General features: G+C 58.4%; 20 protein-coding genes and 1 tRNA gene. 12 read left to right on the forward strand and 9 right to left on the reverse strand.

All coding sequences use genetic code 11. The annotated features are described in order from the left end of the window. The first annotated feature begins 140 nt into the window (after nt 1-140). On the forward strand, nt 141-437 hold the full coding sequence (locus tag ACMG4N_RS12730; protein ID WP_414431936.1) for a hypothetical protein: 297 nt from the start codon (nt 141-143) through the stop codon (nt 435-437). Here the strand turns inward: ACMG4N_RS12730 and ACMG4N_RS12735 are convergent. The 3 genes from ACMG4N_RS12735 to ACMG4N_RS12745 form a co-directional block, all read right to left on the reverse strand. Next, nucleotides 399-4856, reverse strand: coding sequence for a choice-of-anchor Q domain-containing protein (locus tag ACMG4N_RS12735; protein ID WP_414431937.1), 4458 nt, complete (start codon nt 4854-4856; stop codon nt 399-401). The genes ACMG4N_RS12730 and ACMG4N_RS12735 overlap by 39 nt on opposite strands. Before the next feature lie 161 nt (nt 4857-5017). Then, entirely contained in the window at nt 5018-5707 is a 690-nt protein-coding gene (hda, locus tag ACMG4N_RS12740; RefSeq protein WP_297769271.1) for a DnaA regulatory inactivator Hda, read from the reverse strand. 3 nt (nt 5708-5710) lie between these two features. Continuing rightward, nucleotides 5711-6709: a DUF2066 domain-containing protein gene (locus ACMG4N_RS12745; protein ID WP_414431938.1), complete on the reverse strand. Its 999-nt coding sequence runs from the start codon at nt 6707-6709 to the stop codon at nt 5711-5713. 213 nt (nt 6710-6922) lie between these two features. Between ACMG4N_RS12745 and purM the strand changes: the two genes are divergently transcribed. From purM to ACMG4N_RS12765, 4 genes are read left to right on the forward strand one after another with little or no spacing between them, the layout of a single operon-like run. Further along, nucleotides 6923-7966, forward strand: a complete 1044-nt coding sequence (purM, locus tag ACMG4N_RS12750) for a phosphoribosylformylglycinamidine cyclo-ligase (RefSeq protein ID WP_414431939.1) — start codon at nt 6923-6925, stop codon at nt 7964-7966. Next, nucleotides 7963-8604 carry a phosphoribosylglycinamide formyltransferase gene (purN, locus tag ACMG4N_RS12755; RefSeq protein WP_414431940.1) on the forward strand — a complete coding sequence of 214 codons (642 nt, stop codon included), beginning with the start codon at nt 7963-7965 and terminating at the stop codon, nt 8602-8604. Before purM ends, purN begins: the two co-directional genes overlap by 4 nt. Then, nucleotides 8564-9286 carry a DUF3108 domain-containing protein gene (locus tag ACMG4N_RS12760; protein WP_297769260.1) on the forward strand — a complete coding sequence of 241 codons (723 nt, stop codon included), beginning with the start codon at nt 8564-8566 and terminating at the stop codon, nt 9284-9286. The genes purN and ACMG4N_RS12760 overlap by 41 nt, the downstream gene beginning before the upstream one ends. A 2-nt stretch (nt 9287-9288) precedes the next feature. Beyond that, nucleotides 9289-10002, forward strand: coding sequence for a DUF3108 domain-containing protein (locus ACMG4N_RS12765; RefSeq protein ID WP_297769257.1), 714 nt, complete (start codon nt 9289-9291; stop codon nt 10000-10002). A gap of 36 nt (nt 10003-10038) precedes the next feature. On the opposite strand, the gene dcd is transcribed toward ACMG4N_RS12765, so the two are convergent. Together dcd and apbC are read right to left on the reverse strand one after the other, a co-directional pair. Beyond that, nucleotides 10039-10608: a dCTP deaminase gene (gene dcd, locus ACMG4N_RS12770; protein WP_290538703.1), complete on the reverse strand. Its 570-nt coding sequence runs from the start codon at nt 10606-10608 to the stop codon at nt 10039-10041. Between the two features lie 117 nt (nt 10609-10725). Next, nucleotides 10726-11811 carry an iron-sulfur cluster carrier protein ApbC gene (gene apbC, locus ACMG4N_RS12775; protein WP_414431941.1) on the reverse strand — a complete coding sequence of 362 codons (1086 nt, stop codon included), beginning with the start codon at nt 11809-11811 and terminating at the stop codon, nt 10726-10728. Between the two features lie 163 nt (nt 11812-11974). Between apbC and ACMG4N_RS12780 the strand changes: the two genes are divergently transcribed. The 4 genes from ACMG4N_RS12780 to ACMG4N_RS12795 all read left to right on the forward strand — a co-directional run bounded on the left by ACMG4N_RS12780 (nt 11975) and on the right by ACMG4N_RS12795 (nt 15918). Further along, entirely contained in the window at nt 11975-12676 is a 702-nt protein-coding gene (locus tag ACMG4N_RS12780; RefSeq protein WP_414431942.1) for an SIMPL domain-containing protein, read from the forward strand. Further along, nucleotides 12676-13704 (forward strand): AraC family transcriptional regulator, encoded by a 1029-nt coding sequence (locus tag ACMG4N_RS12785; RefSeq protein ID WP_414431943.1) that lies wholly within the window; start codon nt 12676-12678, stop codon nt 13702-13704. The genes ACMG4N_RS12780 and ACMG4N_RS12785 overlap by 1 nt, the downstream gene beginning before the upstream one ends. A gap of 197 nt (nt 13705-13901) precedes the next feature. Beyond that, a complete protein-coding gene (locus tag ACMG4N_RS12790; protein WP_297769240.1) occupies nt 13902-14210 on the forward strand; it encodes a hypothetical protein in 309 nt (102 codons plus the stop codon). A 247-nt stretch (nt 14211-14457) separates the two neighbouring features. After that, nucleotides 14458-15918, forward strand: coding sequence for a DUF3336 domain-containing protein (locus tag ACMG4N_RS12795; RefSeq protein ID WP_297769237.1), 1461 nt, complete (start codon nt 14458-14460; stop codon nt 15916-15918). 22 nt (nt 15919-15940) lie between these two features. Here ACMG4N_RS12795 and umuC read toward each other — a convergent pair whose 3' ends face one another. Together umuC and ACMG4N_RS12805 are read right to left on the reverse strand one after the other, a co-directional pair. After that, nucleotides 15941-17212 carry a translesion error-prone DNA polymerase V subunit UmuC gene (umuC, locus tag ACMG4N_RS12800; RefSeq protein WP_414431945.1) on the reverse strand — a complete coding sequence of 424 codons (1272 nt, stop codon included), beginning with the start codon at nt 17210-17212 and terminating at the stop codon, nt 15941-15943. A 5-nt stretch (nt 17213-17217) separates the two neighbouring features. After that, complete coding sequence (locus tag ACMG4N_RS12805; protein WP_414431947.1) at nt 17218-17655, reverse strand: LexA family protein; 438 nt, start codon at nt 17653-17655, stop codon at nt 17218-17220. Nucleotides 17656-17822: 167 nt separating this feature from the next. Here ACMG4N_RS12805 and ACMG4N_RS12810 point away from each other — a divergent pair, with 167 nt between their 5' ends. Beyond that, a complete protein-coding gene (locus tag ACMG4N_RS12810) occupies nt 17823-18107 on the forward strand; it encodes a hypothetical protein (RefSeq protein WP_297769228.1) in 285 nt (94 codons plus the stop codon). A gap of 54 nt (nt 18108-18161) precedes the next feature. On the opposite strand, the gene ACMG4N_RS12815 is transcribed toward ACMG4N_RS12810, so the two are convergent. Continuing rightward, a tRNA-Gly gene (locus tag ACMG4N_RS12815) sits at nt 18162-18235 on the reverse strand. A gap of 163 nt (nt 18236-18398) precedes the next feature. Here ACMG4N_RS12815 and ACMG4N_RS12820 point away from each other — a divergent pair. Next, the gene (locus tag ACMG4N_RS12820) at nt 18399-19379 is read left to right on the forward strand and encodes an SDR family oxidoreductase (RefSeq protein ID WP_414431949.1); all 981 of its coding nucleotides are present in this window, start codon (nt 18399-18401) and stop codon (nt 19377-19379) included. Between the two features lie 97 nt (nt 19380-19476). Here ACMG4N_RS12820 and ACMG4N_RS12825 read toward each other — a convergent pair whose 3' ends face one another. Further along, nucleotides 19477-20451, reverse strand: coding sequence for a methyltransferase (locus ACMG4N_RS12825; RefSeq protein ID WP_414431950.1), 975 nt, complete (start codon nt 20449-20451; stop codon nt 19477-19479). A gap of 182 nt (nt 20452-20633) precedes the next feature. Here ACMG4N_RS12825 and ACMG4N_RS12830 point away from each other — a divergent pair, with 182 nt between their 5' ends. Continuing rightward, nucleotides 20634-22574, forward strand: coding sequence for a transglycosylase SLT domain-containing protein (locus ACMG4N_RS12830; RefSeq protein WP_414431951.1), 1941 nt, complete (start codon nt 20634-20636; stop codon nt 22572-22574). Nucleotides 22575-22633: the final 59 nt, after the last annotated feature.

The raw sequence follows: 22633 nt of genomic DNA on the forward strand, positions 1-22633 counted from the left end.
CATGTCCCCCGGCTGGCACGAGTAAGACCAAAGCTGAGCATGCAAGGAGTTATTCAGAGGCTCACTAGCCATAGTGGCAGAGACTGGCATGATGGGGAGGATGGAAGAAATGATCCAATCCGATAACAGAGGTGTCAGACATGGAAGAGCGCAGCGAACACAAGCCCTCAAAGCTGGCCCGTGGAGGAAAGACAACAGGCCGGTGGCTGGTGACCCACCCGATCGGGGCCTTGCAAATTCTGGCGGTGATCGTGGTGGCAATTATCGTGCTTCAGAATCTGGAGCCCACCAGCATCGACATCCTGTTCTGGACACTGGTGGACATCCCCAAATTACTGCTTTTGCTGGCCAGCATGCTGGCCGGGGGGCTGATCTGGGAGCTGTTGCGGCGCAGCCTGCTACGCCGCCGCAAGGCGCCGGCGACGCCAGAACAGTAATAACAGACCGGAGAGCAGGCCAAGGCTCCAGCTACCGGCGCTTGCGTCTTCCTGTTCTCCCGGGTAGGTGATGGTGAAGGTGGCAGCCGCCGAAGTACTACCACAGTGATCCTCCACTTCCAGAGTAAAGCTGTCCTTGAACGGGCTGAAGTTACTATCGGGGATGTAGGTCACGGTGCGCGCGTCAGAATTGATGATTATCCCCGTGCCCTTAGCACTACCCGTTTCATTATTACGTTTAGTAAAACTAGGCTCATCCTTGATTCTAAGCGTTGGCCAATTGATGGAACTCGAGTCACCATCGGGGTCATCAGCGGTAATTTTGAAGGTCACAGATTCACCAGGACCGCTGCTACGGGTCTGGCCAGTAATGCTCGGCGCCTTGTTGGTGATACTCATGCTGACAGAAGCATCCGAGGACTGCTGGGCCGGTGCCGCGTTGTCTTCAAAGTTGTAAAGGAAAACCAGTCGAGGCGTGTCTCTGTCATCATCATTGAGGGCTTCACAAACTGCATCTTTGGCTGGATCTACTGAATCTGGAATGAAGCCCTGATTTGAAGGAGTGAACAGGACGATACAATTTTCGGCCACATCTCCATCATCATAATTGTCCGGATTGCGATTGATGAAACGCTGGGGAAGCGGATCGCCGCATTTCACGTCATAACCATCAACCGATTCGCTGTAAAATTCCCAGACAAACTCGATAGTCGTGCCATCGGCTTGGGATCCACTGCCACCAAGAACATAACGGCGGGTCGCTGAGTCATACGTGTAAGAGCCGGCCGTCGGATTGACCTCTTCTTTCCCGCCGACAATATCAAATTGCGCCGGAGTGAAAACGAAACGGTCGTCCAGTAACTCGCCATTTCCATCAAGCAGCTCAATCTCGGCTCCATCACTCGGCAAATCATTATCAAAGACGTCAATCAGGACGCGACGATCTGGCGCACGCTGGTTATTGGACTCGTCATCTGCAGCGGTAATCTGTTGATATTCGAAGGCCCCTCGATCACAAATGCCACCAGAAGTCCTGGCAATACCACGCAAATCCGCAGCGCGGCAGCGCAGCGGAGTTGAGGTACCAGATTGCAGATCCTCTTCGTCGTTGCCGGCATCAATGATTAATAAATCGTTGAGATCAGCAGCAACAAGATACGGAGGCGTATAGTCCGTAGAACTACCCGTCTCACCTTCCAGCACTGATGACATGCCCGCGGTTCCACCTTCCCCATCGTCATTGTTCTCATCTGTACCACTTGCCGTACAGGCAGCGCCAGAAAACAGGTTGTAAACGCTATCGCGCAATTCCCCGGTACCTGTTGAGCAACTGGTTCCACTGGCCGCAACAATACTGTTTGCCAAGCTGACCGTGGCTTCAGAGTCGCCCAGTTCAATACCATTCCCCGGAGCATTATTCACGAAGGTCAGATTCATCAGACGGACATTAATATCCACGCCACTGAGATCCAGGGCCGAGCCTTTCGGTGCACTGTTGTCCACAAAGGTACTGTTGGAAAATGCAATGAAATTGCCGGTTGGAACATTCAAATCAAAGGCGCCACCCTCAACGTCAGCATGGTTGCTCTCAAACGTTGTATCAACAGCGGCAAACCGGAAACTCTCTCCATTCTGGGCTGTGGTTGCCATAACACCACCGGATTGCAACGCCTCGTTACCTGTCACATAGGCACGATTGAAGGACACCTGTTTTTCATTGCCGGCGTTGGCCCGTACATAGATAACCCCACCGGAACGGTCTGCCCGGTTATTGCGAAGGATAACCCGGTCAAAAACCACGGAGCCGCCGGTAATGACTGCACCGCCAAATCCCTGATCACCCACGGGGGTGCCTCCAGGCACAGAGGCGTTACCGCCTTCCAGCTGGAGATAGCGAAACAACACACTGGGATGACCATTACTAACTGGCGCTCGCACTTCGAACAATCGGCTCTGTCCATCCCCGATAATTCGGGTGATGGTGTCCTCAGCATCCGGCTCTGCATCATCTGCATTGCGAACGCCTTTGCCGACCAGCTCCACACTGCCCCCCTGGATTACCAGTGTGCCTTCCAGATGGATATCGCCGGCAGGCAGCAGGATGCGATCTTCGCCTTTGGCACCGAAATCACAGTCCGGGCTACTGAAAGTAGCGGCATTGGCCAACGCTTCTCGCAAGGTGCACAAGCCATCATTGGTAATGGAAGGGTTATCATCGAGCAGGGAGTTCACTTCAATATCAGCAGCCAACACTGTGCCCGATAGCATCACGGCAAGGGCAACAAGCCCTGAACGCCACCGGCGGAGCAGGCCACCAACGAGCAACGTTAAAAATGCCAGGACGGAAAAAGAACCACCGCTGCTGCCACCCAGAATACTCTTGGGCTCTGTCAGGCCACTGGACGGCTGCGCCACCATATTGGCAATTTCACTCTGATCCAGACCGATATCGGTACCACCAGCAAAGGCATACCGGGAAACCAAATAACGCAGCTGATCTACGCCGTGAAAACTGCTGTCCGGGGAATAACGAACACGAGGGTAACCCTGGCCATCAATTTCCACTGATGCCCGTCCCCGCTCAGGGGCAACAATAATTGTCATGCAACGCTCAAGTACTTCTTGCTCAAGGCAGGCACTATCCATGACCGGGCAGGTGCCTTCATCAATAATGATTGGTTCCAGACGTCCACAATCCACCACAGTGTCATTTCTGTCATTTTTCAGCACGTCTCCGAGCACAGTCCGGCCGCTAATCAGATCAATCTCATCCGGTTGCGCCAGTGCACGCAGAAATTCCACCGCTCCCACGTCACAACGTCCACCAGCGCCACCCCGCGACTCACCGCGCATGTCTTGCTTGGCACATTGATCTACCGTTTCCGGGTTACCGCGATCGAACAGGCTGGGAGTTGCCTCTGGTATTGTCGTATCCAACCCGGCGGGTTCCGGGTTAGGGAGAAAGCCAGGAAAATTTCCGCCCAGCTCTTCGGCAGGAATCGGCATGCAGGCTCCGGAGCCGGTTCCCACGCAAGTGACACGACTGGCCGTTGTCTCATTCCAGCCAAGCAGCACTTCCGCCGAGGCTCCGTTCGGGTCCAGTGTCACCGGCGTCCCTTCGGTCTGCTCCCGCGGCAAAGGGCACGTAGCGTCGTCGGTAATTGTGTAAAGCAAGGTAGCATCGGCATCGTCGGTGCCATCCAACGCAGTACCCGCACATGCCCCATTGCTGTTACCTGCCAGTACCGTATTGAAGATAAAGGCCGTACTGAACGCTTCTGGTGGATCTTCATCCGGATCGGTCGGCACATCCAGCTGAGCTTCATCAAGATGTAGCGCCAAGCCTTCGTTGAAGACGATCGTCATGTTCTGCAGCACCAGCTGATGCTTCGGCGCTACCAACTGGATAACGCCGCCACTATTGTTGGTGATGGTTCCATTGGTCAGATCAAACACAATCTGCTTGTCTTCATCTCCATCCAGATAGAACAGCCCACCATCAGACTGAGACTCGTTACCTGCCATGTAAAAGCGGTGACCGGTAATTTCCCCATCAAACTCGGCAGACGTTGCTATCACGGCACCATTGCCGCTGGCCACATTGTCTTCGAACAGCGTGCTTTCCGGAAAAGCCAGGTTGCTACCGTTCTCAAGGTATACCGCGCCACCGTTGATCGCCTGGCCTCCACGCAACTCGACATTCTCTGATAAGCCAAGCCCGCCATGGGCCAGGATCAACCCGCCATTTCTCTCTGCCGGGTCGACTTCATTATTGGCCGAGCCTTCCTGCAAAATAAGGTTACCCAGCGTCAACGAGCCTCGCTCCAGCAGGAACACGCGGCTGTTTCCGCCCGCAGAGATGACAGGCTTTTCCTTGTCTTCCGGTTCTTCAAAGCTGTCCAGGAACACATCAATTCTGATATTGGGCGAAATGACAATGTCATCTTCAGGATCAGCGACAGGTATCATCACAGGATTGTCATCGTCATCGAGCACCACTTGCTCTACCTGGTCACAGTCTGCCGGGTCAACCTCGACACAGTCCGGGTCCGCGACCATAACCGTGCTCTGAATAAACTTGATCTTTTTGCCACCAATCGGAAGCTCTCCTTCCGTCAACAAGTAGGTCTCCCCTTCAAGCAGGCGGATGGTGTCATTGCCCGTGCCGGCCTCACAGGCCCCAACGGTAGTCTGGTAACTGATGGCATAGATGGCTTCACGCAGACGGCACTGGGCACCGCTGGTGGTAGGAGTGACCTGGTAACGATCTTCTTCAGGGGAGGCATTCTCAGGGCGATCATCAAAAGTGACCCCCACATCGTCCGTGGTCTCGATTTTGTAAACGGTTGCCTGGGAAGTGGCGGCTGCGAGAATAAGGGCGCAGCCAGCAAGGGTTTGCCAAAGCGCGATGTGGCGCATGTTGTGCTCCTGCAGGCTTTTTTGTGCCTGGCGTTATTGTTCTAATCTGGATCCAAAGTCCGACAATGCACTGATCACCGGAACGTAATCTGATGTAACCAATCATCAATATAGCGGTTACTTACGTAGCAGACTGTTGCTTCTTCGTTAAGCGACCCTTTTTACCACCCCAGCGCATCCTTGACAAAGGGAATAGTGACCGAGCGCTGTTGCGCGAGGGCCATACGGTCAAGGCGGTCAAGCAGCGCCATCAACGCCCCGGGGCTCCGCTCACTACGCAACACGATATAGTGAGCTACATCCTGCTCAATCCGTAGCCCACGGGCCCTGGCCCGCTCCTGTAACATTTTTTGCAGGTCATCATCTGCCAGGGGGGCCAGCCTGTATACCGGCCCGGCGGCCAGGCGGGTGGCCAGATCCGGCAGTAACAGGCCGGTGGCGGTCGGAGAGGCATTGGCGGTCACCAGCAGGTGCCCGCCCTGTGCCATCAGACGGTTATAAAGGTGAAATAAGGCCTCTTCCCAGGCCGGATCACCGGCAAAACGCTGACAATCATCCAGCGCCAGCAGATCGAATTGTTCCATGGCCTCCAGCACCGCCGGCACCAGCGGGAGTAGCTCGCTGGCAGGCAACAGGCAAGCATCCATGCCCTGCTGCTGGGCCAGGCGCACCGCCCCTTCCAGCAGGTGGCTCTTGCCCTGTTGCTCCCCGCCCCAGATAAAGGCCTGACGATCTGCACCCAGCACCACTTCACGGACGCCGGCCAGCGCGGCCCCGTTGGGGCCGGACAGGAAATTGGAAAGGTCATTTCCCTCACGCAATTGCAGCGCCAGGGGCAGCTGTGCGCTCATGGATCAGGAACGCCAGCAGTAGCGCCACTGCGGCCCGGCGACCGAGTCGTCCGGGCAGGGGCGCAATTGTCGGGAAAGCTCCAGCAGGCTACGTAGCTGGGAATCGCTGGCACCGAAATCCAGGCCGAAAGTCACTTCCTGATCAGAGGCCTGTACCAGTGAGACGGCCCGCATGCCGCTCAGCCCTGCCAGGAAACCCTGCAGCTGATGCCAGTCAGCCAGCGTTTCCACCTGCTCGACCTCCAGCAGGGTGAGCCGCTCGGAAGCGCTGCTGGCCACCGCATAACGCTGAGCGAGTTGATCGGTCACCGCATCCACTAACGTTGTCACCGCCTGTTCAGCGGAAGCACTGTCTTCACGCCCCTGATTCAGGGCCTTCTTGCCCTGTAACACACGCCAGCTCACCGTGGCCGGCGAGCCTTGATACAAAACAGCAGCGACAACCAGTTCATGAGGGTATCGCTCGGAAGCAGACAGCAACTGGTTATCGAAACGGCCGCGGACATCCGCTACGGTGACCGCATTACGGTCCTGACTGTCCCATTCGGGCACCACCAGGGATAGCCCCCGGCGCCGGGCTTCGCCAACCAGGTGCTCGCGCAGTTCATGATCTCCCGCCACCATATCTCCACGGCCGGTGCCCTGCTCTACCAGCCAGATCAACACCTGGGGACGCGGAAAGCCCCATACCGGCGCGCCCGCTGCCGCCATGAAATCCATCAAGCCGCGGGTGTCATAGCGGACCATCAGTTGATCACCGTCGTAATCGTAGCGAGTGACCCAACGATCCAGCTGCGCCAGAGCCTGCTCGGATACCGGCTGCTCAAGGACTTGCTGTTTGCCACTCAGACGCACCAGCATGTCCTTCAGACCTTGCTGCAGAGCCTGCTGGCGCTGAGCCTCGCCACGGCCATCCACCGTCAGCGCTACTGTATTCAGAGACTCTGCCTGGGCCCCAAGGGCCAACCCCAACAACAATGCCACGATTCCAAGAAAACGCATGACCGCCCATTCCAACCTGAAAATTCAAGCGCGCTATTATCACTGATAACCCGCCGGGACGCGAGACGCCTGACACCAGACACCGTGCAATTGCACAACGGTTTTCTGTTCTCACCGCATGCAGCTTGCTGCCAGCGGCAATTCTGCCGGTTTGGCTGGAAAGATAGCCCCCTCACCCTTAAAATACGCGCCTTCACCAATCCGGAGCCCCCCATGACCGATCAGAAACGGCCGCTGACTTACCGTGACGCCGGTGTCGATATCGACGCTGGCAACGAGCTGGTAAAACGTATCGCCCCCGTGGCCAAACGCACCCGTCGTCCCGAGGTGCTGGGCGGTCTGGGCGGTTTTGGCGCCCTCTGCGAGTTGCCCAGCCGCTACAAGAACCCGGTTCTGGTAGCCGGTACCGATGGGGTTGGCACCAAGTTGCGTCTGGCTATTGATACCGGTCGCCATGACAAGGTGGGCATCGATCTGGTGGCCATGTGCGTCAACGATTTGATCGTGGGCGGCGCCGAGCCCCTGTTCTTCCTGGACTATTACGCCACCGGCAAGCTGGATGTGGACACCGCCACCAGCGTAGTGACCGGCATCGGCGAAGGCTGTGAAATGGCCGGTTGCGCCCTGATTGGTGGCGAAACGGCAGAAATGCCGGGGATGTACGAGGGAGAGGATTACGATCTGGCCGGCTTCTGTGTCGGCGTGGTGGAAAAAGATGGCGTGCTGGATGGCAGCAAGCTCCAGGCCGGCGACAAACTCATCGGCCTCGCTTCCTCCGGCCCCCACTCCAACGGCTATTCGCTGATTCGCCGCATCATGGCCCAGTCCGATATCGACATCGAACTGGAAGGTCAGCCCCTGATGGAGCATCTGCTGGCACCCACCCGCATCTATGTCAAACCCCTGCTGAAACTGATCGAGCAGGTGCAGGTGCATGCCCTGGCACACATCACCGGCGGCGGCCTGCCGGAAAACCTGCCCCGGGTGATGCCGGAAAACACCCGTGCAGTTATCGACACCCGTAGCTGGGAATTTCCTGCCGTATTCAAGTGGTTGCAACAGGAAGGCCAGGTTCCGGCTTTCGAGATGTACCGCACCTTTAACTGTGGTGTCGGTATGGTCATCGCCGTCCCGGCAGATCAGGTAGATAGCACCCTGGCGCTAATGGAAGCCGAAGGCGAAGTCGCCTTCCTGATGGGTGAGATCCAGGCCGGTGAAGGGGAACCGGAAGTGGTACTGGAAGGCCTGGCAGAGTGACGCACCGCCTTGCTGTTCTGATCAGCGGCTCGGGCACCAATCTGCAGGCCATCATGGCGGCCATTGATAGTGGCCGCCTGGATGCAGAAGTCGTGGTGGTACTGTCCAACCGTGCCGATGCCGGAGGTTTGAGCCGTGCCCAACATGCCGGCATTGCCACCGAAGTACTGGATCATCGCCAGTACGACAGCCGGGAAGCATTTGACCAGGCAATGATCACGACTCTGGACCGTTACCAGCCCGGTACGGTGGTGCTGGCCGGGTTCATGCGCATTCTCTCACCGCTGTTTGTCCGCCACTATGCCGGCCAGCTGATCAACATCCACCCTTCCCTGCTGCCCAAGTACCGCGGGCTCCAGACCCATGCCCGCGCTCTGGAAGCCGGCGATCAACAGCATGGCTGCTCCATCCATTTCGTCACCGAAGAACTGGATGGCGGCCCACTGATCGCCCAGGCTCCGCTGGACGTCCTTGCGAACGATACCGTTGATTCCTTGTCCAAACGCGTACAACAACGCGAACACCTGCTTTATCCTCTGGTGTTGCAATGGCGCGCCGAACAGCGCCTGGAACTGAATCAGAACGGAGTCATGCTGGATGGCAAACCTCTCCCCGAACAGGGGTTTCAACTGGTCTAGCAGTCTGCTGCTGACACTGGCCCTGGTGGCTCCGGCCAGCCATGCCGAGCCACCGGTTGCGCCTTTTTCTCTGGATTACAGCCTGAAAAGTGAAGGTATTCCTTTCACCGTTACTGCCACACGGACTCTGAAACCCATGCAGGGAGGCCTGTGGAAAATGGAAGTGCAGGCCAAAAACTGGCTGGGCGAAATCCGTGAAACCACCCTGTTCGACTGGCAAAAATGTATCCCCGAGAGCACGTTCTATGGCTACTACCGTCGTGGCCTGGGGCGGGTCAAGGAAGCCAAGCTGCATCTGGACCGTGAAACCGGGGTCGCCGCCAGTGAACGCACGGATAAGCCCACGCGCAATTACCCGATCACAGATCAAGCCACTGACGAACTCTCCGTCTCTCTGGCCCTGCAATGTTCTCTTCAGGCTGGCCAGCGTGACATCAAACTCCAGGTTGCCGATGAGCGTTCCATGGAAGCACACCGCTACCGTGTAGTTGGCGAGGAACAGCTGAATATTGACGGCAAGCGGGTGGAAACAGTAAAAGTACAACGCCAGCGCGGCACCAACAGCAAGCGACAGACCTACATGTGGTTTGCACCGCAGCATGATTATCTGCTCGTCCAACTGCTGCAGGAAAACAGTGATGGCGATCACGTGATGACGCTGCAATCTATGGAGGGATACTAACGGTGCGACGGATCTTACTTGCCTTACTGGTGGCAGCCTGTAGCGTTGCCAGTGCCGAACCGCTGGCGCCTTTTGCGGCCGAATTCCGCATTTATGTGAACAAGCTGCCCACCCCGGTCAAGGCCGACCTGGTGCTGGAACCCGCCGAAGGCAAAGACTATTACCGCATGCTGCTGAAGGCCAAATCCTTCCTGCTTACCAATACCGAAGAGAGCTATTTCCACTGGCGCGACTGTCAGCCACGCACCACCCAGTATGTTCATGAATTCAAGGGATTCGGCCAGCACCGCTACCACCATATGGATTTCCAGTGGAACCCACCCATGGTCCACAACGAATCCGAAGACGATCAGGAAAGCCTGGAAATTCCGGAAAACACCCTGGACGAACTGACCATTCTGTTGCGCGGGCGTTGTGTATTTGCCACCGGCGACAAGGCCTACAAAGTCACCAGCGTCTACGGTGACAAGCTGCGCACCCATCATTTCGAGATTATCGACCGGGAAGTGATTGATACGCCCATGGGCGAAATCGACACCCTGCTGGTGGAAAAGAAGCGCGAAGGGGACAGCAAGGAAAAACGTCGCACCCTGTTCTGGGTGGCGCCAAGCCTTGACTACATGGTGGTCAAGGCCAGGCACATAGAAAGCACCCTGCTCAAGGCAGAACTGATCATGATTGATTACGACGGCCCGGATGTGCCGCCGTTGTCCTAGTGGGTTGATAGAACCACTGTAGGAGCGGCTACAGTTTCAGGCCCGTGGCAGGGTCACACCACGCTGGCCCTGGTATTTCCCGCCCCGATCCATATAAGACGTTTCGCACATCTCATCGGATTCAAAGAACAGCATCTGCGCCACACCCTCGTGAGCATAAATTTTTGCCGGCAGCGTGGTGGTGTTGGAGAACTCCAGAGTCACATGGCCCTCCCACTCCGGTTCCAGGGGCGTCACATTGACGATAATGCCGCAGCGCGCGTAGGTGGACTTGCCCAGACAGATGGTCAGCACATTACGGGGAATGCGGAAATATTCCACGGTGCGGGCCAGGGCAAAGGAGTTGGGCGGGATGATGCAGTAGTCGCCTTTGATGTCCACGAAGCTGCGCTCATCGAAAGCCTTGGGGTCTACCGTGGCGGAATGAATATTGGTGAACACCTTGAATTCATCCGCACAGCGCACATCGTACCCGTAGCTGGACACACCATAGGAAATCATTTTTTCGCCATTTTCATCCGCGCGGATCTGCCCACTCTGAAAGGGCTCGATCATGCCTTTTTCGGCGGCCATGCGGGTAATCCAGCGATCCGATTTAATCGTCATTGTTGCGCCTCAAAATTCCGGGGTGGTTGGCGTTCAAGCGGACAATGGTATAGACGCTGGACGCCGGACGCCAGATGGGGGACGCCGCTAATCCGGCCCCCGACATGTGGCGTTTATTCAATGCTGGGTCACCTTGGGAAACGCCCGCTTGCCGCCTTCCGTCAGGGACAATCTGGCTGCCAGCCGGCGGGCAGCCTGGCGGTACAGGCCTGCCTCCTCGCTGTCCGGGCAGGCCGCCACCATCGGTTGACCGCTGTCTGCCTGTTCGCGGATACGCAGGGACAGCGGCAGAGCCGCCAGCACTTCGGTGTGATACTCACTGGCCATCTTTTCCCCGCCACCTTGGCCGAAAACATGCTCATGATGGCCACACTGGCTGCAGATATGCACCGCCATGTTCTCAACGATGCCCAGCACGCGGATATCCACCTTGCGGAACATCTCCACGCCCTTGATAGCATCCAGCAGGGCAATGTCCTGGGGCGTGGTAATCACCACCGCCCCGGCCACCGGGATTTTCTGGGCCAGGGTCAACTGGATATCACCGGTGCCCGGCGGCAGGTCAACCAGCAGATAATCCAGCTGATGCCAACGGGTCTGCTCCATCATTTGCACCAGAGCACCACTGGCTTTCGGGCCCCGCCAGACCACCGGGGTCTGCTTGGTGGTCAGATACCCCATGGACATGGTCTGTAGACCATAGGCGTCCACCGGCACAAAGTACTTACCCTCCAGCACTTCCGGGCGGGTGCCGTCCGGCAGCCCCAGCATCAGCGGCTGACTGGGGCCAAATACGTCCGCATCCAGCAGACCCACCCGGGCGCCTTCGGCCTGTAACGCCAATGCCAGATTCACTGCGGTAGTGGACTTGCCAACGCCCCCCTTGCCGGAGGCTATGGCGATCACATTGGCTACCTGATCCATGGCCGGCAAGCTGCTCTGAGCCCGATGCGGAATAATCTCCGCCGCCAGCTCCAGGGTCAGCTCACGGCCTTCCAGCTCCTCGCTCAAGTGCTCACGAATCTGCCCCACCAGGCGCTCACGGATACCGTCAATCGGAAAACCAAGAACGATTCGGGCGTGGACGGAGCTGTCGTCCACCGTCAGTGATTCAATGGCATCCACGGACGTCAGGCTGACGCCCAGATCGTCGGGAATAAAACCGCCCAGTTGCTGTCGAATGCGTTGCTCGGCTGAACTCATGATGGCCTCCGTTTCGAGAGGTGCGATGATAGGGGCTAAGCCGTCAACAACCAAGCCACCTTCGTGGAAGTTATTCGTTGCACAAACGCGAACCATGGGGTGGTTATCCCGCTGTAAATGCGCAAAATAGAATGCCGATTGCACGGCAGTACAAGGAGAGTCCATGAAACGCATCACCGCCGCATCCCTGATCGCCCTAGGGGCATTGAGCCTGACGGCCTGCAACGATGCCCCCCATCTTATCAATCACGGACCTGACAGCATCACCGTGTCCGGCAGTGGCGACATCTCAGCGCAACCGGATATTTTCCGCGTGGTAGCGACTGCCAGCGAACAGGGCGACGACATTGCCGCCATGAAATCCCGCGTCGACGACACCGTAGCCGATATGCTCGACCTGGCGGACGACCTGGATATTGAGGAAAAGCAGGTGCGCGCCAGCGATCTGAACGTCCAGCCGCAATGGCAATACCAGCCGGAGCGTAAACTGATCGGCCATCAGGTAAGCCGTGACGTCACCTTCCGCGCCAATGGCCTGGACACCTATACCCAGCTGCTCGACGGCCTGGCCAAGCAGGGTTTGCGGGATATTCGCCCGGCCGGCACCGAAGTCAGCAACGCCGACGAGCTGGCCAACCAGGCTCTGGAGAAAGCCGTGGCAGATGCCCGCCAGCGGGCCAGCATCATCGCCGAGGCCGCTGATCGGGAGCTTGGCAAGGCTATCCAGATCCAGGCCCAGGATTTCCAGCCCCCGCAACCGGTAATGATGATGGCGCGCAGCAAGGAAAGCGGTAATGCCGACAGCTACCGACCCGGCGAAACCGATATCACCGCCCGGGTCCAGATCACCTTCGAACTGGATTAATGGATAGCCTCGGTCAGATCTGCAGCGCCGCGCTGCAGCAGTATCTTGCCCACGGTGAAGCCCGGGGGCTGGATATTGCTGCGGCGCTGGATACCGCAGCCCTGGATTTGGAACGGGTCCGCCAGCCGGACGCCCGCATTCCCGGTGTCAGTTTCCAGACGCTGCTGCACACGCTGATCGATCACTCCCGCGACCCGCTCTTCGGCCTGCACACCTCCGAGTTTGTCCAGCCGGGCTCCTATAATGTGATGGGTTACATCGCCATGAGTGCCGGCACCCTCCAGGAAGCCCTGTCCAAGGTCAGCCTCTATGAAAAGCTGGTGGGCGACATGGGTACCACCGATACCCGCATTGACGACAACCAGGCCGCCATTCGCTGGGACTGTCGCTACATACAACAACCCGCGCGCCAACACCTGATAGACAATGTGCTGGGCTCCTGGATCCGTTACGCCCGCTGGCTGACCGGCAATGACCAACTGGCCCCCGCCGAAGTCTGGCTGGAACATCCCAGACCCAGCCCCGCACTGGTTGAGGAGTACCAGAGGGTGTTTCTCTGCGAGGTGCGGTTCGCGCAACCCTGCTCTGCCCTGATCGGTCCGCCGGACCTGCTGGAACAACCGATTCGCCAGCCGGACCCGCTATTGCTGTCGACCCTGGAAGCCCACGCCATTCAACAGCTTCACCAGCTGGGCGTGGAAACCAGCCTGGCCCAGCGGGTAAAACAGTGCATTCAGGATGCCATTGGCCATTCCCTGCCGCGCAAGGAAACCATCGCCGAACGGCTGGGTATGAACGTGCGCACCCTGCACCGTCGGCTCGCCGATGAAGGCCACAGCTGGCAGAAACTGCTGGACCAGGTGCGACTGCATCAGGCCCGGCAATTACTCTGCCAGAGCCCGGCCCCCCAGGCGGAGATCGCCGAAGCCCTAGGCTACTCGGATATTCGGTCGTTTCAGCGCAGCTTCAAGCGACATACGGGGATGACCCCTGGCCAGTTTCGCACCCAACAAAAGCCGGATTTGTAGGAAATCACTTACACGCTTTGTCGGCTTTCTCTTATGCGCATTTCCTCATAACCCCGTTCAGTGTCTACCTCACCGCCGCTGGTCGTTATCGCTTTGCCCATACCGCCAGCGGTTGACTACAACAGTTCCCAAGGGATCACGAAGTTCCCTCAAACCACCGGCTCCGCCGGTTTCGGGAACCGTTACAGGGACGCACCATGAACCGAAAAATTTCCGTCAGCGGCCTCACCCATGACTCTGCAAGCGCCTTTGTTTCCATGATGGGCATCATCAATGGCCGCTGTAGTGTCATCTGGGAAAATGCCGACCCGGGGCAGGCCGACGTGCTACTGGTAGCCGCCAAAGATGGCCGCCGAGCCACCTCCAGCAAGAGTGACAAACCCTGCATCCTGGTTTATCCGAGCTCACAGGACCGGCCAGACGCCCCTTTCACCCTGTCCCATCCATTCCGGGCCATGAACATGATCCGGGTACTGGAAGATGTGGCTCGGGCCCTGCCCGGCTAACCGCCCCACCCCATCAGCTTGCGCTGATCGCCTGTTAGGCAATTCTGCCCATATAAACGCGGCCTTTTCTTTTCGGCCGCGTTCTTTTTGTCCTACAAAGCCTTAAAACCCGCCACCGGTCATGGCTATACTGACATCAACTAATGACAACAAGGGAGCCTCTGAACTCCCCTTCTTTCAGGCTGGCTCGAAGGGCGTGGCCTGCAGCACAAGGGGTGTTCAGACGTTGCCAATGGCGGAGACCTGCATGAAAGGCACTCTCAAGCAACTGGATCGGGCCATCGAGCACGCTGAAACCTACGAAGAATGGTACGAAGCCAGCCGCGAACACGACCGTCTTTCCGGGGCGGACGAATGGAAAGAAATTGATCGCTCTCCCCATTACGACTATGAGCTGATCCGTAACCGCCTGTGGCAGATCCGCCAGGCCCGTGAACGCAATGACGTCAACAAGCTGGTGTTTCACCTGCACGAGGGCCTGCATGGCAACCTGGGCAACATTTCCAACCCGCGGCTCTATCAACAAACCCGCGTGGGCACCAAACGCCTGATCGAGAATTATCTCGAAGAAGTCACCATCGCCCTGAACTACCTGTGCGACACCAACTTCAAGGAATTCGGGCTCAAGGAAAAGCTGGATTTCTTCGAAACCACCGGCCAGGCCTTTGGCCAGAGCTGTCTGATGCTCTCCGGTGGCGCCGCGCTGGGTCTGTTTCATATCGGGGTGGCCCGCTGCCTGTGGGAACAGGGGCTACTGCCTTCGGTGATCTCCGGCTCCAGTGCCGGCAGCATCATTGCCTCCGTTGTGGGTACCCACAACGATGAAGAACTGAAACTCAAGCTGGAACCGGAAAACATCTACCTGGAAGCCTTCAAGGTGCTGGGCTGGAAGGGCATCGTCCGTGGCACCCCGGTGCTGGATGGCGACCACCTGGAAGCCTGCCTGGAAGAAAACATCCTCGACATGACCTTCGAGGAGGCCTACCGGCACACCGGCCGTGAAATCAACATTACCGTGAGCCCCTACGACCGTAATCAGCATGCCCGTCTGCTCAACTGGCGCACCTCGCCCAATGTGCTGATCCGCAAGGCATCACTGGCATCCTGCGCGATTCCCGGCATCTATCCACCGGTCTCCCTGTGGGCCAAGAATATTGATGGCGAGCGGGTGCCCTATATCCCCGGCCGCAAGTTCGTGGATGGCTCCATCGTCGACGACCTGCCCATCCGCCGCCTGTCACGGCTGTATGGCGTCAACCATTCCATCGTCAGCCAGACCAACCCCCATGTGGTGCCTTTCCTGTCGCGTAACGAAAATACCGACAGCTCAATGAGCACCCTGGCGGACTGGGGACTGAAGAATGTCTCCATGAATCTGCGCTACGCTCTGCAGCTGATACAGCGCCGGGTGGAATCCAACGACGTGGGTCTGATGTTCGACAAGGCCAAGAGCATGGTCACCCAGAAGTATATCGGCGATATCAATATGATCCCGCCGCGCCAGCCCATGAACGCCTTCAAAGTGCTTAATAACCCTACCCTGCAGGATGTACGCAACTACATCCGCAAGGGGGAAAAGGCGACCTGGCCCAAGCTCGACATGGTGGCCAACACCACCGCCATCAGCCGCACCTTCCGCGACTGTCGTGCCCGTCTGGACCGTATCGAGGAACGTATGCTCGAACAGGTACCGATGACCGCTGTCTGAGCCCTACCCTCTGCCCCGCGGCTCATCGAGCCCGGGGCAGATCGGCCCAGCGGGTAGTATAGGCCGGCGATAAATGGGCCCGGCGCATGGCCCAGACACACCGTTCACTCTGATTCATCCCCCGGCCCGCCAACCATACCTTGCCCTTGCCGCTGCGGTTGATGGTATCCATCACCTGCATTAACGCCTTCCCTTCCTCCGCGTTGTCGTCCTCCCGAAAAAGGGTGACCTGCTCGCGCCCCGCCGGCCCCAGGTCCGTCAGCATGACACCCGCCTTGCCATAGCGATAACCGGCCTGCCAGAGGGCCTCTACCATCTCCACCGCGTGGCGCACCATTACCCGGGTATCTACCGTGGCTGGCGACAGACTTGCCCGGGCAGAATCGGGGAATAACTGCTGCGGCTTACCCATCGGGGCGGTACGCAGATAGACACTGATAGCACCGGCACTGAGTCCTTCTGCACGCATGCTTTCTGCCGCCCGGGCAGCGAAGTCACTAACCGCCTGACGCACCGCTGCCAGCGACGCCACCGGCTCCCCGAAAGAGCGGGAATGGATAATTTGCTGACGGGGCTCATGGCGAGCTTCCAGGGGGAGGCAACTCTCACCGTTCAACTCCCGTACCACCCGTTCCTGAACCACCGAGAACCGCTTGCGGATCAGACGGTAGTCGGCACGGGCCAGATCCAGAGCCGTCTCGATATCCATATCATTCAGCCGCTGCCCCAGGCGCCGGCCGATACCCCAGACCGCCGAGACCGGCGTACGTGCCAGCAAGCGCTCACGCCACCGCGGATCCGTCAGCACCAGCACACCCCCGGTCTGTGGGTACGTCTTGGCGGCATGATTGGCCAGCTTCGCCAGGGTCTTGGTGGGAGCCACCCCCACACACACTGGCACACCCACCCACTTTGCGACCCGTTCGCGGAGCGCCAATCCCAGCGGCTGAAGCTCCTCAGCTGGCATCAGGGACAGATCCAGAAAAGCCTCATCGATGGAGTACACCTCCACCGCCGGCACCAGGGTAGCCAGTGACGCCATCACCCGCCGGGAGAGATCCCCGTAGAGTACATAGTTGGAGGAGAACACCGCGACCCGGTGCTTGCGAATCAGATCCCGAGCCTCGAACAATGGCATGCCGGTTCTCACTCCCAGCGCCTTGGCCTCGGCAGAACCGGCCACGATGCAGCCGTCATTATTGGACAGCACCACCACCGGACGCCCCGCCAGATCCGGTCGAAAAACGCGCTCACAGGAGGCATAGAAACTGTTGCAATCGACCAGGGCAAACATGGCACTCACCGCCGGGACCGGGCCACCGACCGGTGTGCATGAAGGGAAAATGTCACCACACCAAACAACTCCCACTCCTGATCTGACAGCGATATCGCTGCATAGCGAGGGTTACGTGGCATCAGCATGGGCTGTGGCCTCAGCCGCAACTCCTTCACGGTGAACTCCCCATTCAGCGACGCCACCACCACATCACCGTGGGATGGCTCCAGGGAGCGATCCACCACCAGAATGTCGTCCGGGAAAATTCCCGCGTCCAGCATGGAGTCCCCCTCTACCCGAAGCAGAAAAGTGGCCTCCTGCTGGCCAATGCATAGCTGATTCAGATCCAGCGGCGCCTCCATATAACCCTGGGCCGGGGACGGAAAACCGGCAGCAACACGTTCGGTGAAAAAAGGCAGCGCAATCATGAGACACCACAGGAAAGATAACGATGGAGCCATGCTATCAAATACTGTACCTATGTACAGTTAAATGACATTTCCACACCATCGATACCGGCCCTGACAGAACACACAGCAACGTAACAAAACGCAAAGAAAGGCATATCCAAACGCCGCCATGGCTGCCTTAGGGTTGGCATTAACAATGCCGCCATCAGGGTGTAGTCATGATGCTTGAAGGTAACCCGGGCTGGATGTCCGACTTTCTGGAAGAAATGGGGCTGCCGGCCAGCGCCGCGTTTCAGGGATATGTGCTCTATCACCGAGAAAGTGACAGCTTTGTCGCCGACGCACCTGACCCGTCCTTTCCCCATTATGTGAAGCCTTGCGCCTGGGCTCACCGCTACCCTTACATCATGCTGGCGCGGGACGCCGCCACAGACATGGAGGACGGCATGCAGGTGCAGGTGCTGTTCCGGCTCGGCGGACAGTTTCTTGCCTACCCGATCTGAAAACGCCGGAGCCGGAAAAACAAAAAGCCACCCGATGGGTGGCTTTTTTTGATATGGAGCGGGTGAAGAGAATCGAACTCTCGTATGCAGCTTGGGAAGCTGCCGTTCTACCATTGAACTACACCCGCTTGAACAACCGGCAATATAGTCAAAAGGATGCGCCTTTGCCAGCGCTGATGTGGGCACGCCATCATGACAGGTTTGAGGTTACACTGCGGAAAGAGTCTCTAAGTAACCGTTTGCGTGCTCAGAGACTGCCTAAAGATCAGAATGACAAAGAGGAGCATGGCCATGCCAATGGCGTTTGTGAGTGGGGCCCGGGGGTTTCTCGGTGGACACATCGTCGACCAGCTACTGGAAAAAGGCTGGGACGTCACTGCGGTCATACGGCCACGGGGTGATGCCGCGGCGCTTCAGGCCAAAGGCATTCAGGTAGTACAGGCTCCGCTGGATAATGCCACCGAATTGGCCCTGGTGATGCCGGCAGCGCCGGATGCCGTCTTTCACGTGGCCGGCAATACCAGCCTGTGGCGGCGTGGCAACGCGCAACAGTACCGGGATAACGTACTGGGCACCCGAGCCATGGTCAGCGCGGCACTGAAAAACGTGGCGGCCCGATTTGTCCATACCTCCTCAATCTCCGCCTGGGGCATTCAGGACACCCCCATCAACGAACAGACGTCCTCCAATGCGGCCAACGACTGGATCGGCTACAACCGCAGCAAGTACCTCGCCGAACAGGAAATAGAGAATGGTATCCGCCAGGGGCTGGACGCGGTGATCCTGAATCCCTGCGGCATTATCGGCGCTGGTGACACCCATAACTGGTCGCAGATGATCAAGTTGATCCAGGACGGCAAGCTGCCGGGGGTGCCGCCGGGCGGGGGTAACTTCTGTGCCGTTGAAGAGGTGGCCAAGGCCCACCTGTCAGCCCTGGAACACGGCCAATGCGGCGAGCGCTATATCCTGGCCGGGGTGGAAGCCAGCTTTCTGGAACTGGTGCAGACCATTGCCGGGCAACTCGGTAAAAAAGCCCCGTCGCGAACCGTACCGCCGGCGGTATTGAAACTGGCCGGGCAGCTATACCCCATCGGCAGCCTGTTTACCGGTAATGAGCCTCGGCTGACACCGGAAAAAGTGGCCTTGGTCACCAGCCGGGTGCATGCCGACGGCAGTAAAGCCGTCCAGCAACTGGGATTTAACGATCAGGTGCCACTGGCCACCATGATCGCAAACTGTATTCGCTGGATGGTGCAGGAAAAACGCCTGTAAGGACGAAGCAGTGTGGGGGATTCGCCATGCATGCATTGCATGGCTGCTAAAAAATCGTTGGCAGGAAAAATCAGGGCAGTAATGCCCTTTTCCTGATTTAGACCACCGCCCGGTATACCCGAAAACGTGTGGTCTCCCCTGCCACCTGCACATGGGAAAAAGCATCGTCCAGCCACTGGACATAAGGCAGCTCGCGGTTCGCCACCAACCACATTACCCCTTCCTTGTTCAGATAGGCTGGCGCCTCGGCGATCAATCGTCGGGTGATATCGGTGGTACGCTGGCGCCGGTCATGGAACGGCGGGTTGGTCACGATCATGTCCACCCGGCCGGCCAGCGGGGAAAACAGATCGCCGCCAGTCACCCGGCCCTGCAACCCGTTGCGGGCCAGACTGGCAGTTGTCGCTGCTACCGCAGAGGCACTCACGTCCACCGCCTGCACCTTCCACCCCTGGCTGGCCAGGCTGGCGCTGATCACACCGGCACCACAACCCATGTCGATCATGCTTCCCCGTCTGGGCAAGCGATGTTCTGCCATCAGATCCAGCAACAACCGGGTGCCCTCATCCAGCCGGCCATGGCTGAACACACCCGGGTAGCTGACTACCTCCAGGTCGCCCACCGTGATTACCTCACCCCAGGCAGCCAGGGTCTGCGCTTCTCCCGGCTGCAGCTGCCCGCTATACAGCTTGCAATGGCGGGCACTATCCACCAGTACCGCATCATCCACATGTGCCTGCAGATGTTTCAGTGCCCCGCGGATACCGCCCTTCGCCGGCCCGATCAGCCACAACTCCACCGGCTGACTGATTTCGCCAGCCAGCCAATTGAGCAGGAACCGCAAGCGGTCGATGGATTTGGGCAGAGGCAACACCAGCAGATCCACCTCAGGTGGCACCGTCGGTGCCGGCGCCCATTGCTGGGCGCCCACGGTAAAGTCATCCGCATGCAACTGCAGCTGAGCATCCACATCCAGGCTTTTCAACGCCGGATCATTGGCATCGACCACCAGCACCTGACGGCCCGACAAAGCGCCAGCCTGGCGCAGTAACAATTGTGTCGTATTTTCCATAGCAGCAAGCCCGAACCGGCGGAGTAAAGTGCGCCGCAGTATAGAGCAGCAGGCGTTTTCATGTCAGGCATAACGCACTCTCAGCCTTTTGTACCAGCCTGCAAGTTTTACACATTCACCACGCCAAAGCGCCTACCGCCCCGGTAGACTTGTAATGTTGACCCGACGATGTGGAGGCTCAAATGGTTAGCGCTGCACCCTGCATTCGCGCTGTAGTACTGTTTAGCTGTTGTCTGTTTTCTTCGTTGGTAGTCGCCGCTACGGATAGCGGCGTCTTCCGCCAGGCACTGGACGCAGCACGCAATGATGACTGGAATACCCTGACCCGACTGGAAAAACAGCTGGGCGATGATCACCCCCTGCAAGCCTATCTGGATTTTCATCGACTGCGGGCCGCCCTGCCAGAGCTGGCCCCGGAAAAGATAAACGACTACGCCCGGCGCTATCCCGATTCTCCGCTGCCAAACGACATTCGCCAGTTGGCCAACGTGGCTTATGGCAAGGCGGAAAAATGGGACGCCCTGCTGGCCGTCAACAGCAACGAGCCCTCTGCCACCGCGCGCCAGTGTTATTACTATCAGGCCAAATTGGCCAACGGTGACGACAGTGCCTTGCAAGCCGCTGCCGACATCTGGGCCAGCGGCCAGTCACGGCCCAGTCAGTGTGATCCGCTGTTTGATCAGGCCCAGGCCCGCGGCGTCATTGATGATGCCGCAATCTGGGAAAGACAGCTGCTGGCCTTCAAGGCCAACAGCCATGGCCTGGTTCGCTACCTGGGCAGGAAACTCACGGATACGGATTACGACACCGCCAGCGACTGGCTGGAAACCCTTTATCGTCATCCCGACAAGGTGGACAACCTGCCCACCACCATCAAGCCGGAACAACGCCAGCAACTGCTAGCCGCCGCTATACATCGCTGGGCCTACAAGGACACCGTTGAGGCACGGCAATGGTTCGATGATCACAGTCGTCGTCAAGGCCTCCGCGATGACGCCATGCGGCAAGATGCCGGCCGGCGCATCGCCTGGTATTCCACCATTCGTGGCATCGAAGAAAACCGCCAATGGCTGGACAGCTGGCTGGCGCTCAATCCAGATGCAGAGCTGCTGGACCAACGTGCCCGCCGCACCATTATCGAACAGGACTGGGACAGCGCGGAACTGTGGATCACCCGTTTACCTGATAGCGAGCAGCAGGATTCGCGCTGGCTCTACTGGCGCGCCCGGGCATTGGAAGAACTGAACCAGCCTGACCAGGCCCGTGCCCTCTACCGGCAAGCCTCCAGACACAGAAACTTTTTTGCCTTTATGGCCGCCGACCGCCTGGGCGAGCCCTACCATTTCTCCAACGCCCAGGTGAAACCGTCAGCGGATTTCACGCCGCCGCCGGCCATCGCCCGTGTACGCCTGCTGCGCGAGCTGAACGAGGATTACGCGGCTCGTCAGGAATGGCTGTGGCTGATGTGGCACAACGATGATGCCAACGTCCGCCAGCTTGCCCAGCACGCGCTCGAGCAGCACTGGTACGACCTGGCAGTACAGGCATCCATCCAGGCCAAGGCCTGGGATGTGCTCGCCTGGCGTTTCCCGCCGGCCTATCAAAGCGAATTTGAACAGCAAGCCAAAAGGCATGATCTGGACCCATGGCTGGCCATGGCCGTCGCTCGGCGAGAAAGTGCCTTCAATCCCCAGGCCCGTTCACCGGTCGGCGCCATGGGGCTGATGCAACTGATGCCGGGCACTGCCCGCAAGGTTGCCAAGGATGCCAACCTTGGCCGCCCCACCACCAACACCCTGCAAAACGCTGACTTGAATATCCAGCTCGGCAGCCGCTATCTGGCGGAGCTGCTGGATGAGTTCAAGGGTAACCGGGTATTGGCGCTGGCCGCCTACAACGCTGGCCCGCACCGGGTGAACAACTGGCTGGGGGAAGAGGACGAGGCCGTGCCCGCCGATATCTGGATTGAATCCATTCCCTTCCGGGAAACCCGGGATTATGTTCAGGCTGTACTCACCTATCGGGCTCTGTTTGTGGGGTTGCACGACAATCAGGCACGCACCTCACAACTGCTCACCGAAAAGGAAAGCCAGGACCTGTATTCGGTGTCGATGCTGGATTGAAAGGATACGAGCTGCGAGCTACTAGCTTCCAGTAATACAACCCGTTGGGTTTGACTAGC

Source organism: Alcanivorax sp. IL2 (assembly GCF_047495475.1).
GTDB lineage: Bacteria > Pseudomonadota > Gammaproteobacteria > Pseudomonadales > Alcanivoracaceae > Alcanivorax.